The organism is Litchfieldella anticariensis FP35 = DSM 16096 (assembly GCF_000409775.1).
GTDB lineage: Bacteria > Pseudomonadota > Gammaproteobacteria > Pseudomonadales > Halomonadaceae > Litchfieldella > Litchfieldella anticariensis.
Genome location: NZ_KE332388.1, coordinates 637,002 through 651,912, shown reverse-complemented (window position 1 = coordinate 651,912; position 14,911 = coordinate 637,002). Strand labels below are relative to the sequence as shown.

General features: G+C 58.7%; 12 protein-coding genes. 9 read left to right on the top strand and 3 right to left on the bottom strand.

Annotated elements, in window-relative coordinates; genetic code table 11:
• Positions 1 to 230: 230 nt before the first annotated feature.
• The gene (gene rpoD / locus L861_RS09880) at positions 231 to 2,090 is read left to right on the top strand and encodes an RNA polymerase sigma factor RpoD (protein WP_016416932.1); all 1,860 of its coding nucleotides are present in this window, start codon (positions 231 to 233) and stop codon (positions 2,088 to 2,090) included.
• Between the two features lie 81 nt (positions 2,091 to 2,171).
• Here the strand turns inward: rpoD and L861_RS09875 are convergent, their stop codons facing one another.
• Both L861_RS09875 and L861_RS09870 read right to left on the bottom strand, forming a co-directional pair.
• Entirely contained in the window at positions 2,172 to 2,816 is a 645-nt protein-coding gene (locus tag L861_RS09875; protein WP_016416931.1) for a hypothetical protein, read from the bottom strand.
• Between the two features lie 53 nt (positions 2,817 to 2,869).
• Positions 2,870 to 3,820 carry a LysR substrate-binding domain-containing protein gene (locus tag L861_RS09870; protein ID WP_016416930.1) on the bottom strand — a complete coding sequence of 317 codons (951 nt, stop codon included), beginning with the start codon at positions 3,818 to 3,820 and terminating at the stop codon, positions 2,870 to 2,872.
• A 156-nt stretch (positions 3,821 to 3,976) separates the two neighbouring features.
• On the opposite strand from L861_RS09870, the gene L861_RS09865 reads away from it, so the two are divergent.
• Positions 3,977 to 5,356 (top strand): L-serine ammonia-lyase, encoded by a 1,380-nt coding sequence (locus tag L861_RS09865; RefSeq protein WP_016416929.1) that lies wholly within the window; start codon positions 3,977 to 3,979, stop codon positions 5,354 to 5,356.
• Positions 5,357 to 5,420: 64 nt separating this feature from the next.
• On the opposite strand, the gene L861_RS09860 is transcribed toward L861_RS09865, so the two are convergent.
• Entirely contained in the window at positions 5,421 to 6,311 is an 891-nt protein-coding gene (locus L861_RS09860; protein ID WP_016416928.1) for a LysR substrate-binding domain-containing protein, read from the bottom strand.
• Positions 6,312 to 6,494: 183 nt separating this feature from the next.
• On the opposite strand from L861_RS09860, the gene L861_RS09855 reads away from it, so the two are divergent.
• The 7 genes from L861_RS09855 to dgcA all read left to right on the top strand — a co-directional run bounded on the left by L861_RS09855 (position 6,495) and on the right by dgcA (position 14,710).
• Positions 6,495 to 7,604: an S-(hydroxymethyl)glutathione dehydrogenase/class III alcohol dehydrogenase gene (locus L861_RS09855; protein WP_016416927.1), complete on the top strand. Its 1,110-nt coding sequence runs from the start codon at positions 6,495 to 6,497 to the stop codon at positions 7,602 to 7,604.
• 80 nt (positions 7,605 to 7,684) lie between these two features.
• Complete coding sequence (fghA, locus tag L861_RS09850; protein ID WP_016416926.1) at positions 7,685 to 8,542, top strand: S-formylglutathione hydrolase; 858 nt, start codon at positions 7,685 to 7,687, stop codon at positions 8,540 to 8,542.
• 332 nt (positions 8,543 to 8,874) lie between these two features.
• Positions 8,875 to 10,008 carry a choline metabolism transcriptional regulator GbdR gene (gbdR, locus tag L861_RS09845; protein WP_016416925.1) on the top strand — a complete coding sequence of 378 codons (1,134 nt, stop codon included), beginning with the start codon at positions 8,875 to 8,877 and terminating at the stop codon, positions 10,006 to 10,008.
• Between the two features lie 108 nt (positions 10,009 to 10,116).
• Positions 10,117 to 10,821: a monofunctional biosynthetic peptidoglycan transglycosylase gene (gene mtgA / locus L861_RS09840; protein ID WP_016416924.1), complete on the top strand. Its 705-nt coding sequence runs from the start codon at positions 10,117 to 10,119 to the stop codon at positions 10,819 to 10,821.
• A 140-nt stretch (positions 10,822 to 10,961) separates the two neighbouring features.
• Complete coding sequence (locus tag L861_RS09835) at positions 10,962 to 11,939, top strand: dipeptidase (protein ID WP_016416923.1); 978 nt, start codon at positions 10,962 to 10,964, stop codon at positions 11,937 to 11,939.
• A gap of 137 nt (positions 11,940 to 12,076) precedes the next feature.
• Positions 12,077 to 12,625 (top strand): 4-vinyl reductase, encoded by a 549-nt coding sequence (locus L861_RS09830; RefSeq protein ID WP_016416922.1) that lies wholly within the window; start codon positions 12,077 to 12,079, stop codon positions 12,623 to 12,625.
• Positions 12,626 to 12,637: 12 nt separating this feature from the next.
• Positions 12,638 to 14,710 carry a dimethylglycine demethylation protein DgcA gene (gene dgcA / locus L861_RS09825; RefSeq protein WP_016416921.1) on the top strand — a complete coding sequence of 691 codons (2,073 nt, stop codon included), beginning with the start codon at positions 12,638 to 12,640 and terminating at the stop codon, positions 14,708 to 14,710.
• The last annotated feature ends 201 nt before the right edge of the window (positions 14,711 to 14,911 follow it).

Below are 14,911 nucleotides of genomic sequence, written 5' to 3'. Positions count from 1 at the left end.
TTGACGGGACTCGTGTCGGGGTTGAATTGTTGCCCATTATCACCATCTAAGGGGCATACGTTCGATTGATCCGGCATCGAGTGCAACCGAACAACCTAACACACCTGAGCGTCGGCGCAAATGGAGCGCTGGCGGACGAGTATGGTAAGCCGCTATACTGATCGGCTTACTAGATTTTTTCCGCCTATACGTTTGGGTGCTTCATTCTTCTTCGTCGAGATAGGGTTTCTATGGCTGGAAATGCGCAGCAGCAGTCACGTCTGAAGGAGTTGATCGCGCGCGGCAAGGAACAGGGGTTCCTGACCTATGCCGAGGTCAACGACCACCTTCCCGAGGATATCGCCGATCCGGATCAAGTGGAAGACATCATCGGCATGATCAACGACATGGGCATCAGTGTCGTTGAAGAAGCCCCCGATGAAGACACCTTGATGATGGCCGATCACTCCCCGGACGAGCACGCCGCTGAAGAGGCAGTGGCGGCACTGGCGGCAGTGGAAAATGATGTCGGTCGCACCACCGATCCGGTGCGCATGTACATGCGTGAAATGGGGACCGTCGAGCTGCTGACCCGTGAGGGCGAGATCGAGATCGCCAAGCGCATCGAAGAAGGCACCCGTGAGGTGATGTCGGCATTGGCCTATTTGCCTGGTGCTGTCGACTCGATCCTCGAGGCCTATGATGCCACCCAGGACGAAGAGGCTCCTGGCCGTTTGTCCGACCTGTTCTCCGGGTTCATCGACCCTGATGAGGGCATCCCCGGTGTGGCCGAAGCCGAAGAGCCGGAACCCGAACCCGAAGCCGAACTCGACGAGGACGCCGATAGCGAGGCGGATGACGATGACGAGGACGCCGAGGATACCAGTGCAAGCGAAGGTGGGCCGGACCCGGAGGAAGCGCGGGCACGCTTCGAACAGATCCGCGAGCAGAACGAGCTGACCAAAGCCACCGTCGAGAAGCACGGCCGTGGTTCGCCCCGGGCCGAAGAGGAACAGGCTCGCCTGGCTGAACTGTTCTCGCCGATCAAGCTGGTGCCCAAGCACTTCGAGCGCTTGGTGGGGCAGGTGCGCATTAGCGTCGAGCAAGTGCGCGATCAGGAAAAAGTCATCATGCAGGTCTTCGTCAAGAAGGGCAAAGTGCCGCGCAAGACCTTCATCAAATCGTTTCCCGGCAACGAGTCCCGTGTCGAGTGGATGGATGAATTCCTGGCCGCCAACGATAAGTTCAGTGAGCGGCTCGAGCCGTTCCGCAATGACATCGCCCGTGCTCAGCGCAAGATTGCCTTCGAAGAGGACATGGTGCAGTTGCCGGTCGCTGAGCTGAAGGAAGTCAACCGCAAGCTGTCGATCGGCGAGGCCAAGGCGCGTCGGGCCAAGAAAGAAATGGTAGAGGCCAACCTGCGTCTGGTGATTTCGATTGCCAAGAAGTATACCAACCGTGGTTTGCAGTTCCTCGATTTGATCCAGGAAGGCAATATCGGTCTGATGAAGGCAGTGGACAAGTTCGAATATCGGCGTGGTTACAAGTTCTCGACCTATGCCACTTGGTGGATTCGTCAGGCTATCACGCGTTCTATTGCCGATCAGGCGCGCACCATTCGTATCCCGGTGCACATGATCGAGACCATCAACAAGCTCAACCGCGTATCACGGCAGATGTTGCAGGAGATGGGGCGCGAGCCGACACCGGAAGAACTCGGTGAACGTCTGGAAATGCCTGAGGACAAGGTTCGCAAGGTGCTCAAGATCGCCAAGGAGCCGATCTCCATGGAGACGCCCATCGGTGACGATGACGATTCTCATCTGGGGGATTTCATCGAGGATGGCACCATGCTGCTGCCCATCGATTCGGCCACCGGCGAGGGGCTGATCGAGGCCACTCGCAACGTGCTTGGTGGCCTTACCGCTCGCGAGGCAAAGGTATTGCGCATGCGCTTCGGCATCGACATGAATACCGATCATACCCTCGAGGAAGTGGGTAAGCAGTTCGACGTTACCCGTGAGCGGATTCGTCAGATCGAGGCCAAGGCGCTACGTAAGCTGCGTCATCCGTCGCGCTCTGAACCGCTGCGTTCGTTCCTCGACGAGTAATGCCTTTCCAGTAGTACCAAGCAAAACATCCATCGGCCAAGCCGGTGGGTGTTTTCATATCCTGCCTCTTATTCGATCGACCTACGCTCGCCAGCGGCGTGCCAGCATGATCAATTCTATTACCGCGATCAGAATCAGGCTGTAGCCGAGTAGTTCGGTGACTTCCTCGACGATGTCCTTGAACGTGCGCGCGTAGTTCTCATTGAGAATGGCGATCCACAATTCGCTGCGTCCGAAAAAGCGTGAGAAGACATAAGTGACCAGAAAGCCGCTGGCGAACAGACCGAAGGAGAAACTGTTGGCATAACGCTCGAATTCGGCGAGAAATGCATGGCGCTTGCGGATCACCATGAACAGACTGGGCAGTATCACCAGCGTCACTATGACTTGCCATGCGCCATCGAAGACATAGGTATCGAAGAAATAGTCCAGTTCCCGAACCAGAGAGCTGAAGACAAAAGCAAACATCAGCAAGGTGACGGTAGGCAGTGCCTTCAGGACGTGGCGTATATACAACAGCAAGGCAGAGATGATGCACAGGAATACAATCTGTGCCAGTTCGGTGAAACCGTATTCACTGAAGCGAACGTCTTGTAGGTACAGCGCTTCGTAGTATATGCCTTGCATCAAGCCGGTGATCAGCAGGATATACAGCATGGCGCGCAAGCAGGTGGCGCCAAAGCCGATGGGAGTCGGGAGTTTCGGTGGCAGAGGAGAGGGAGGCATCCAGGAGGTTCCACAAACAAGACAAACATTCAAGTACGAATGTCATTGTATCGTCACTGGCTCGTGCTTGCTATCTCACGCCTGTCGGGGGTGCTGCGCCGGGCCTCTTCTACTAACCAGTCGTGCACGGCGCGTACGCGTCGATCGTCGAGTGCACCTTGGGTATACACGATGCCATAACGCTTACCGGTTTCCACTCGCTGTGAAAAGGGAGCAATCAGCGCACCGGTCTTGAGCTCATTGGTGATCAGCGTCTGCCTGGCAATGGCGACGCCCATGCCGGCGATCGCCGCTTCCATGGTCAGTTGATTGCGGTTGAAGGTATAGCCACGTCGCACATTGACATGCGGGGCCGAGATGGCGCGTAGATAGTGCTCCCATTCAGCATAATCGTGGCTGCCACGCCAGGCAGTGACATCGTGCAGCAACGGATAGTAGGCCAGATCCTCCGGACGATGCAGAGGAGGCTTGCCACGCATCAGTCCGGGAGCGCAGACCGGGAAAATGACCTCGTCCATCAACGGAGTGATCTGCAGTCCCGGATAGTGGCCGTCGTTGAGGTCCAGCGCCAGGTCGAAGTCGCCGTCGCGCAACGAGAGGTTACTGTCCTCGGCGGATACGTGCAGTTCGATATCAGGAAAACGGGCTTGCAGTCGGGGCAGTCGTGGCATCAGCCACTTGGCCAGGAAAGAGGGCACCGAGCGTAACCGCAGGATACCGCTCATCACGCCGGAACGCAGACGTTTCACTTCCAGGCCCACCGACTGATAGGCATCGTCGACGACCGTCGCGAGCCGGCGCCCTTCATCGGTCAGCTCGAGTTGGCGCGGCAGACGGCGAAACAGTTTGAAGCCCAGGCGCTCCTCGAGCTGTTTGATCTGTTGGCTCACCGCTCCAGTGGTGACGTGCAGTTCTTCAGCGGCGCGGGTGAACGACAGGTGCCGGGCGCTGACGGCGAAGACCTTCAGCCAGGCATGGGTCTGGGCATTGAGAGTACGGCTCATGGTTTAGTCATTCTAAACAAAGGGCGAGATATTCTCGGTTGTCTACACAGGGATGTACGACCACCATAGCGTAAAAGGCCCGAGAGGGCAGCATTGAAACCGTGTCGGTTTAGCTATATTGATGAAGCGCCCATAGGCGTTGGTGAGGGAGTTCCCATGTCCATCAGTGTGTTCGACTTATTCAAGATCGGTGTCGGGCCGTCCAGTTCGCATACCGTGGGCCCCATGCGCGCGGCCTACGACTTCGTGCAGTCGTTGCGTGAACAGGAATTGCTTGAGCGGGTGGCGCGTGTCGAGGTGAAACTGTATGGATCCTTGTCGGCCACGGGTGTCGGGCATGGTACCGATCGTGCGGTGATCATGGGCTTGATGGGGGAACGTCCCGATCGGATCGACCCATCGATCATCTCGCCGTGCATTGAGGAGCTGCTGGAGTCACAGGCTTTACTGCTCGACAATCGGCTTGCGGTTCCCTTCCTGTGGGCGCGCGACATGCAACTACTCGAAGAGAATCTGCCGCATCACCCCAACGCCATGTGCTTGATCGCGCATGGTCATAGCACTGAGCTCTATCGCAACACCTACTATTCAGTGGGCGGTGGATTCGTGGTCGACGAGGCTCAGGCTCAGGCTGGCGAGCTCGATACCGATACCACCTCCTTGCCTTATGATTTCAACAGCGCTGCCGAACTGATGGCACTGTGCGAGATGCACGATCTGCGTATCAGCGACCTGATGCTGGAAAACGAAAAGGCCTGGCGCAGTGAGGCGGAAATCCGCGCTGAACTGTGGCGCATCTGGCAAGCCATGCAGGATTGCGTAGAAACCGGTCTGCATAACGAAGGCGTGCTACCTGGCGGGCTCAATGTCAAGCGTCGTGCCGCAGCGTTGCATCGGCGCCTGCTCGCGGTGGAGGACAGTCCTAGCCTGATCGCTTCGACCTTCTCGGCCATGGATTGGGTCAATGTCTTCGCCCTGGCGGTCAACGAAGAAAATGCGGCTGGCGGCCGAATGGTCACCGCACCGACCAATGGCGCGGCAGGTATTGTCCCAGCGGTGCTGCATTACTACATGAAGTTCCAACCAGGCGCCAGTGAGCGCGATGTGGTCGATTTCCTGCTCGCCGCCGCGGCAGTGGGCATCCTGTGCAAGAAGAATGCTTCGATTTCTGGTGCTGAGGTGGGATGCCAGGGTGAAGTGGGATCGGCATGTGCCATGGCGGCAGCGGGTCTCGCCGAAGTCATGGGCGGTACGGTTGCCCAAGTGGAAAATGCCGCCGAGATCGGTCTCGAGCACAATCTTGGTCTGACCTGCGATCCGGTGGGTGGCCTTGTTCAGGTGCCCTGCATCGAGCGCAACGCCATTGCCTCGGTCAAGGCCATCAATGCCGCCCAGATGGCTCTGCGAGGCGACGGCAACCACTTTATCTCGCTAGACAAGGTGATTCGCACCATGCGCGATACTGGGGCCGACATGCAGGAGAAGTACAAAGAGACGTCACGCGGTGGTCTGGCAGTGAATGCCATCGAGTGCTGAACCAGTTTCTCTCTCGTATCAACCCTACTTGGGCGCCTAACGGCGCCCTTTTTTTAGTTGATCTTCACCGCTTGCTTGGCAGCGTCTCGCCGATATGTGCGACCAGGAAGTCGACGAACTGGCGTACCTTGGGCGATAGATGCCGATGACGGGGATAGACGGCCCATACAGCGGTGTCAGGGTGTTGAAAGGCATCCAGTACCGAGATCAATTCCCCTGTTTGCAAATAGGGTTCGACATAGTAGTCCGGCAATTGAGCCACCCCCAGACCCTTCAACGCGGCATCCAGGATGGCCGGCCCGGAGTTGGCTTGCCAGTGTCCATGGATACGGACCTCGCGGCGTTGGCCATTGATTTCGAATAGCCAATTGTCGCGAGAGCCAATTAGACAGCGGTGGTTGGCTAATTCCGCTACCGAGTGTGGGCGCGGAACCTGTTCGAAATAGGCTCTGGAACCAACCACGTATTCACGGCGTCCACACAAGCGTCGGGCGATCAGGGTCGAGTCTCTGAGCACACCCATGCGAATCGCGATGTCATAGCCTTCATCGATCAATTCCACTTGGCGGTTGGTGAAATGCATCAACACTTCGAGCTGTGGGTGTAAGCACTGGAAGTCGTTGACCAGTGGGGCGATATAGCGTTCGCCGAAGGTCGTTGCCGAGGTTAGCTTGAGCACCCCCTTGGGTTTGGTTTGCAGGTCGTTGATGGCGGCTTCAGCCTCGCGGAAGCCGTCGAGCAAGTGACGACAGTGCTCGTAGTAGAGTGCACCGGCGTCGGTCAGACGTATCTGGCGCGTAGTGCGGTACAGCAACTGTGTATCCAACTGGTTTTCGAGTTGGCCGACCAGGCGGCTGACATGCGAGTTGGAGACCTTGAGATGGCGTGCCGCTGCGGAAAAGGTGCCCAAGCGGACCACTTCAGTAAAAGCCTCAATACGATCCCAGCGATGCATGCTTATCGTTCTCCTTCTTAATTATTGCTGACAGGCAATAATCTTATGAGTCTAACTCGGTTTATTCTGGAACGTGGGCTCGCCTAGACTGAAAAGGATGTCATATGCCGGCAAGCGCGTGATTCGCGGCTTGCCGGCATCGGTTTTTACCATTATCGCCGTATACGGACCAGGAGTGCCCCGATGAAGTCACGCGCTGCGATTGCCCTGGAAGCTGGCAAGCCGCTGGAACTCACCGAAATCGATGTCGAGGGTCCGAAGGCCGGCGAGGTGCTGGTGCAGATCAAGGCCACCAGTGTCTGCCATACCGACGCCTTTACCCTGTCCGGAGCCGACCCGGAAGGCCTGTTCCCCTCGGTGCTGGGCCATGAAGGGGCCGGCATCGTCCAGGAAGTCGGCGAAGGCGTATCCAGCCTCAAGCCCGGCGACCATGTGATCCCGCTCTACACTGCCGAATGCGGCCAGTGCAAGTTCTGCCGATCGGGCAAGACCAATCTGTGCCAGTCTGTACGCGCCACCCAAGGCAAAGGGGTGATGCCCGACGGTACCTCACGTTTCTCGCTCAATGGCCAGCAATTGCACCACTACATGGGCTGCTCGACTTTCAGCGAATACACCGTGTTGCCCGAGGTGTCGCTGGCCAAGGTATCGCCGCAGGCACCACTGGACAAGATCTGCCTGCTGGGCTGCGGGGTGACCACCGGCATCGGCGCGGTGCTCAACACCGCCAAGGTCGAGCCGGGCTCGACGGTGGCAGTATTCGGTCTGGGCGCCATCGGCCTGGCGGTGATCCAGGGCGCGGTGATGGCCAAGGCCGCCCGCATCATCGCCATTGACGTCAACCCTGACAAGTTCGACTTGGCGCGCCAGTTCGGTGCCACCGATTTCGTCAATCCCAAGGAGTACGGCGAGCCGATCCAGCAGGTGATCGTCGACATGACCGATGGTGGGGTCGACTACTCGTTCGAGTGTATCGGCAACGTCAACGTGATGCGCTCGGCGCTGGAATGCTGCCACAAGGGCTGGGGTGAGTCGGTGATCATCGGTGTGGCCGGGGCCGGCGAGGAGATCTCCACGCGGCCGTTCCAGTTGGTCACCGGTCGGGTGTGGAAGGGCTCGGCGTTCGGTGGCGTGAAGGGGCGCAGCGAGTTGCCCGGTTATGTGGAGCGCTACATGAACGGCGAGTTGAAGATCGATGAGTTCATCACCCACGACATGCCGTTCGAGCAGATCAACGAGGCATTCGAGCTGCTGCACGCTGGCAAGAGCATTCGCAGCGTGCTGCATTACTGAGCCACGGTAATCGAAGCATGAACACCGTTGGCCGGCCGTCCCTGTGACCGCAGGGACGGTGGGTTGGAATAGGAGTCGCCATGACCATGTCCGAATCGCTTTCATTAGTTTCTGCCAACAAGAGCTTCGGTGGGTGGCTGAAACGATACAAGCATCACTCTCGGGCGTTGGACTGCGAGATGATCTTTGCCATCTACTTGCCGCCTCAGGCCGAGAATGAGCGGGTACCGCTGATGTGGTGGCTGTCAGGATTGACCTGTACTGACGAGAATTTCATGCAGAAGGCAGGGGCGCAGCGCGTGGCCGCCGAGCTCGGCATCGCTATCGTGTGCCCCGATACCAGCCCACGCGGTTTGGATCTACCCGGTGAGCATGACAGTTACGACTTCGGCTCCGGCGCAGGCTTCTATGTCAATGCCACTCAGGAGCCATGGGCGAAGCACTATCGCATGTATGACTATGTTGCCGATGAATTGCCTTCGGTCGTGCGCCAGCACTTCCCGGTCAATGGTCGAGAGTCGATCAGTGGCCACTCCATGGGAGGTCATGGGGCGCTGATCATGGCGCTGCGCCATCCAGGGCGCTACAGTGCGGTGTCTGCCTTCTCGCCAATCGTCAATCCCAGTACTTGCCCTTGGGGGCAGAAAGCTTTCTCCAACTATCTGGGCGATGATCCCGGTGCTTGGACTCAGTACGATGCCTGCGAATTAGTGGTCAAGGGAGCTTCGCGCCAGCCGCTGTTCATCGATCAAGGTGAAGCCGACGATTTCCTCGAGGAACAATTGCGTCCCGAGCGGCTTGAGGCGGTGTGTGCCGATCACGATCACCCACTGACCCTGCGCCGCCAGCCTGGCTACGATCATAGCTATTTTTTCATTGCCACCTTCATTGAAGACCACTTGCGCTATCACGCCGAACGGCTGCGCGACAGCGGGTGACAGGCTCTGGATGATCCGGTTCGAATCAAGCGCCGCCTCGTCGGCGCTTTTTTATTGCCGTTTTTATGCTTTCAGACGACTCCGGCATATTCATATACGACGTCATTGTCTATGTGCAATGTTCGGTTGCTAGTCGATAGATAAATTTGTCATGTCAAAATGCGACACAAGGATTACATTGCCAGCAGAACTTGCCTGACTGCGACACACGAGAACGATGGATGGCTCGTAATCGGCGGTCTCAGGTCGTATAGCGCATCTAACAACGACAACAGAGGTCGTCGAGTTGCACTCGACGGTCGTAACAGACCAACCGTGCAGGAGTATCCCCAATGGCAATCACTCCCGATGCATCCCGTTCGTCCCCAGCTCCCCAAACATTGGGCTTCCTGTTGCTGGACAATTTCACCCTGATTTCCTTGGCGTCGGCCATTGAGCCGCTACGCATGGCCAATCAACTGGCCGGCCGTGAGCTATATCGCTGGTATACGTTGAGTTTGGATGGTGCACCAGTACGTGCCAGCGATGGCCTTCAGGTCACGCCGGATGCTTCCACCGCCGTCCCCCTGGCGCTGGACATGGTGATCGTCTGTGGCGGAGTGGGTCCGAACCGCAGCGTGCAACGCGAACATGTCATCTGGTTGCAGTCCCAAGCACGCTTGTCACGTCGCTTGGGGTCGGTGTGTACCGGTAGCTGGGCACTGGCCAAGGCCGGGTTGCTGGACGGCTACGAAACCAGCATTCACTGGGAATGCCTGGCTGCCATGCAGGAGGCATTCCCTCGCGTCGCATTGACCACCCGGCTGTTCTCCATCGATCGTGATCGGGCTACATCGTCCGGCGGTACGGCGCCGCTCGACATGATGCTCAACCTGATCAGCCGTGACCACGGTCGTGAGCTGTCGGCGGGCATCTCGGAAATGTTCATCTACGACCGCGTGCGCGGCGAACAGGACCAGCAACGGGTACCGCTCAAGCATGTTCTGGGCACCACTCAACCCAAACTGTTGGAGATCGTCGCGCTGATGGAAGCCAACCTGGAAGAACCCATTGGCCTCGACGAACTGGCACATTACGTCGATGTATCGCGGCGCCAACTCGAGCGGCTATTTCAGAAATACCTGCATTGCTCGCCGTCACGCTATTACCTCAAGTTGCGCCTCACTCGCGCGCGCCAGTTGCTCAAGCAGACCCCGATGTCGATCATCGAGGTGGCGTCGGCTTGCGGCTTCGTCTCTACCCCGCACTTCTCCAAGTGCTATCGCGAGTACTTTGGCATTCCGCCGCGTGACGAACGGCTGGGCATTGGTGGCAAAACCACGCGCAGCGTGCCCTTGGGTGCCGAGCAGGGCGCCCTGCTTAAGCATACGCAGGTCGAGGCGCCGTCACAGGATCTAGTATCCAGTGCCGTGCTGGCATTGGCCCAGGCCCAGGGAGAGCCGACCTACGCCAGTGTTCCTCTATAGGCTCCATGAACCATCCTGTGTCGATGCCGCGCCCCGATTTTCGGGGCGCGGTACTGTTATACTGGGCCAATTTCCAAAAATCGCTCGGTTATCACTGAAGGCTACTTCATGATGCAGGATTGGTGGCGCAGAACGTTGCGCGTACTGCTACTCGGCCTGGCCGGTTTCGTCGCATTGTCGATATTGCTGGTATTGCTATTCCGGATTGTCCCCGTATTCGGTTCCATGGTGATGGTCGAGCGCAAGATACAGTCCTGGGTGGCACGTGAGCCGATCACTATCGAGCACCGCTGGCGCCCGTGGTCGGAGCTATCCGACAATGCCAAGCTGGCGGTCATTGCTGCCGAGGATCAGCGCTTCCCTCACCATCGAGGGTTTGATGTCGATGAGATACAGCGTGCTTGGGAGGCCAGTCGTAATGGTGGCAAGTTGCGTGGCGCCAGCACCATCAGCCAGCAAACTGCCAAGAACCTGTTCCTATGGACTGGGCGGAATTGGGTGCGCAAGGGGCTGGAAGCCTGGTTCACGGTGCTAATCGAGTTGCTATGGCCCAAGGAGCGTATCCTCGAGGTCTATCTCAATATCGTCGAATGGGATAACGGCGTGTTCGGCCTGGAAGCGGCGGCTCAGCACTATTTCGGCGTGTCGGCCAGCCAACTCACCCAGGCCCAAGCCAGCCGCTTGGCCGCCATCCTGCCCAACCCCCGTGGCTGGAGCGCTTCACGTCCCAACTCTCATGTGGTGCAACGCAGCGCCTGGATTCGCCGGCAGATGCAGAATCTGGGTGGCCATTCCTATCTCGAACGACTCTAAGTGGTCTCTGTCGTCGCGATTGCGACACGCGTGACGTTTTTGGAATTTTCCCGGTCGTTTCCAAGCGTCGTGACAAGGGGGGCGAGGGATATGCTGCCGGCAAGATGTCATTGAGCATTGTCACTTGCCCGGAGCTGACCATGACCCCTCTAGAGCTGCATAACGACGCCATCGTCATCGATGGCCTGATCATCGCCAAGTGGAGCCGCGAGCTGTTCGAGGACATGCGCCTCGGAGGCTTGACCGCTGCCAACTGCACCGTCTCCGTGTGGGAAGGCTTCCAGGCGACCGTCGACAATATCGTCAAGTCCAATGCCTTGATGGCCGAGTGCAGCGACCTGGTGCTCCCGGTGCGGACCACAGCGGATATCACTCGTGCCAAGGAGGAAGGCAAGACCGGCATCCTCTACGGTTTCCAGAATGCCCATGCCTTCGAAGACCAGATCGGCTATGTCGAGATATTCAAGCAACTCGGCGTAGGCATCGTGCAGATGTGCTACAACACCCAGAATCTGGTAGGCACCGGTTGCTACGAGCGCGATGGCGGTCTGTCCGGTTTCGGTCGCGAGATCGTCGCTGAAATGAATCGGGTTGGCATCATGTGCGACCTGTCGCATGTCGGCGCCAAGACTTCCGAGGAAGTGATTCTCGAATCGAAGAAGCCGGTTTGCTACTCCCATTGTCTGCCATCCGGTCTCAAGGAGCATCCGCGTAACAAGTCCGACGAAGAACTCAAGTTCATCGCCGATCACGGTGGCTTCGTTGGCGTGACCATGTTCACTCCCTTCCTGCGTGCCGGCATCGACGCCACTGTCGACGACTACGTCGAGGCCATCGAATACGTGATGAACATCGTCGGTGAGGATGCCATCGGCATCGGCACCGACTTCACCCAGGGTCATGGCAAGGATTTCTTCGAGTGGCTGACCCACGACAAGGGCTATGCCCGTCGCCTGACCAGTTTCGGCAAGATCATCAATCCCGAAGGCATCCGCACTGTCGGCGAGTTCCCCAATCTCACCGAGGCGCTTCTGCGTCGCGGCTTTAGCGAGTCCGTGGTGCGCAAGATCATGGGCGAGAACTGGGTGCGGGTTTTGAAAGACGTCTGGGGCGAATGACGGCCAGCTACGAGTCACGGGCTACGAGCAGTAAGCAACACTACTGGCGAAGCTCGAAGCTCGAAGCTCGAAGCTCGAAGCTCGAAGCTCGAAGCTCGAAGCTCGAATCAAACAACTATTATCCGAGGAAAACGACTGTGACCAAAATGGCTCCCGAACTGCCCATCGAAGTGGACAGCGAAACCGGCGTCTGGACCACTGACGCTTTGCCCATGCTTTACGTGCCGCGGCACTTCTTCATCAATAATCATGTCGCGGTAGAAGAAGCATTGGGTGCCGAAAAGTATGCCGAGATTCTCTATCACGCCGGTTACAAGAGCGCCTGGCATTGGTGCGAAAAGGAAGCCGAGCTGCATGGGTTGGAAGGTGAAGCGGTATTCGAGCACTACATGAAGCGTCTGTCCCAGCGTGGCTGGGGCAAGTTCATTACCGAGGAGATCGATCTCGACGCGGGTACCGTCCGCGTGCGCCTCGAACACAGTGCCTTCGTGTACCAACTGGGCAAGGTGGGACGCAAGGTCGAGTACATGTTCACCGGCTGGTTCGCTGGGGCCATGGATCAGATCCTGAGTGCCCGGGGCAGCTCATTACGTACCGTGGCCGAGCAGACCCAAAGCGCTGCCGAGGAAGGCTACGACGTGGGCTATTTCATCACCAAGCCGATTTCATCCCACTCGCAGGGCTGAGGACCGTTCATCATGGCATTCGAAGCACTATTCCAGCCGATCGAGATCGGCAAGCTGACCATCCGCAACCGCGTGGTGAGCACCGCCCACGCCGAGGTCTATGCCACTGATGGCGGCATGACCACCGAGCGCTACGTCAAGTATTACGAAGAAAAGGCCAAGGGCGGCTGTGGACTCTGCATCTGTGGTGGCTCGTCGGTCGTCTCCATCGACAGCCCCCAGGCCTGGTGGAGTTCGGTCAACCTGGCCACCGACCGCATTATTCCGCACTTCCAGAACCTGGCGGATGCCGTGCACAAGCACGGTGGCAAGATCATGATCCAGATCACCCACATGGGACGCCGTTCTCGCTGGGATGGCTATAACTGGTCTACCTTGCTGTCGCCTTCGGGGATACGCGAGCCGGTGCACCGTTCGACCTGCAAGACCATCGAAGAAGAAGAGATCTGGCGCATCATCGGTGACTTTGCCCAGGCGGCGCGGCGAGCGAAAGAGGGTGGCCTGGATGGGGTCGAACTCTCGGCCGTGCACCAGCACCTGATTGACCAGTTCTGGAGCCCGCGCGTCAACAAGCGTACCGACGAGTGGGGCGGCAGCTTCGAGAATCGCATGCGTTTTGGCATGGAAGTGCTCAAGGCGGTGCGCGCCGAGGTCGGCGATGACTTCGTGGTCGGCATGCGTATCTGTGGCGACGAGTTCCACCCGGATGGTTTGACGCATGAGGACATGAAGCAGATCGCGGCCTACTACGATGCCACTGGCATGGTCGACTTCTTCGGTGTGATCGGTTCGGGCTGCGATACCCACAACACCCTGGCCAACGTGATTCCTAACATGTCCTATCCGCCGGAGCCGTTCCTGCACCTGGCGGCGGGCATCAAGGAAGTGGTCAGCGTGCCGGTGATCCATGCTCAGAACATCAAGGATCCCAATCAGGCCCAGCGCATCCTGGAAGGTGGCTATGTCGACCTGGTCGGCATGACGCGTGCGCATATTGCCGACCCGCACTTCATTGCCAAGATCAAGATGGACCAGGTGGACCAGATCAAGCAGTGCGTAGGGGCCAACTACTGCATCGACCGTCAGTACCAGGGGCTGGACGTGCTGTGCATCCAGAACGCCGCGACCTCCCGCGAGTACATGGGGCTACCGCATATCATCGAGAAGAGCGAAGGCCCCAAGCGCAAGGTAGTGGTGGTCGGCGGTGGTCCCGGTGGTATGGAAGCAGCACGAGTGGCAGCCGAGCGCGGTCATGAGGTGACTCTGTTCGAGGCCGAGGGCAGCCTGGGTGGACAAATCACCCTCGCTTCGAAGGCGCCGCAACGCGACCAGATCGCCGGTATCACCCGCTGGTACCAGCTCGAGCTGGCGCGCCTGAACGTCGACCTGCGCCTGGGCACTCGGGCTGACGAGGCGACGATCGCCGACCTGCGTCCGGATATCGTGGTATTGGCCACCGGTGGCCAGCCGTTCCTCTCGCAATTCCCCGAGTGGGGCTATTCCGAGAATCCCGAAGAAAGCCTGGTGGTGAGTACCTGGGACATCCTTAGCGGCGCCATTGAGCCGGGCAAGAATGTGCTGATCTACGACACCATCTGTGAATTCTCCGGTGTCTCGGCTGCGGACTACCTGGCCGACAAGGGCGCCAAGGTGGAGATCGTCACCGACGACATCAAGCCGGGTGCGGCGGTGGGTGGCACCACCTTCCCGACCTATTACCGCAGCCTCTACGAGAAGGAGGTGATCATGACCTCCGATCTGGCACTGCATAAGGTCTATCGCGAGGGTGACTCGTTGGTGGCGGTGCTCGAAAACGAGTACACCGGCGCCCTGGAAGAGCGGGTGGTCGACCAGGTCGTGGTCGAGAATGGTGTGCGTCCCGATGAGGCGCTTTATTACGCACTCAAGGAGCAGTCGCGTAACCGCGGGCAGATCGATGTCGACGCGCTGTACGCCATCCAGCCGCAACCGTGCCTGGCGGAAGAGGGTGAAGGCTTCCTGCTGTTCCGGTTGGGCGATTGCACGGCGCCGCGCAATACGCATGCGGCGATATATGATGCCCTGCGCCTTTGCAAGGACTTCTAAGCAAAGACTGGAGCCGACGGGTGGCGGACTCATGCGCGCCGCGCATCCACGAAACCCCAAAGGCCAGGCTTGCGGCCTGCAGCCACGACGCGGAAGGGCCATCCATGGCCCCCGCGTCTCTGCCGAATCCCTTCGGCAGGGCCGCACCGCAGCACCTGACCCCTGGCGCGGATGCGAAGTCGCTGATGAGCCGCCTCCCCG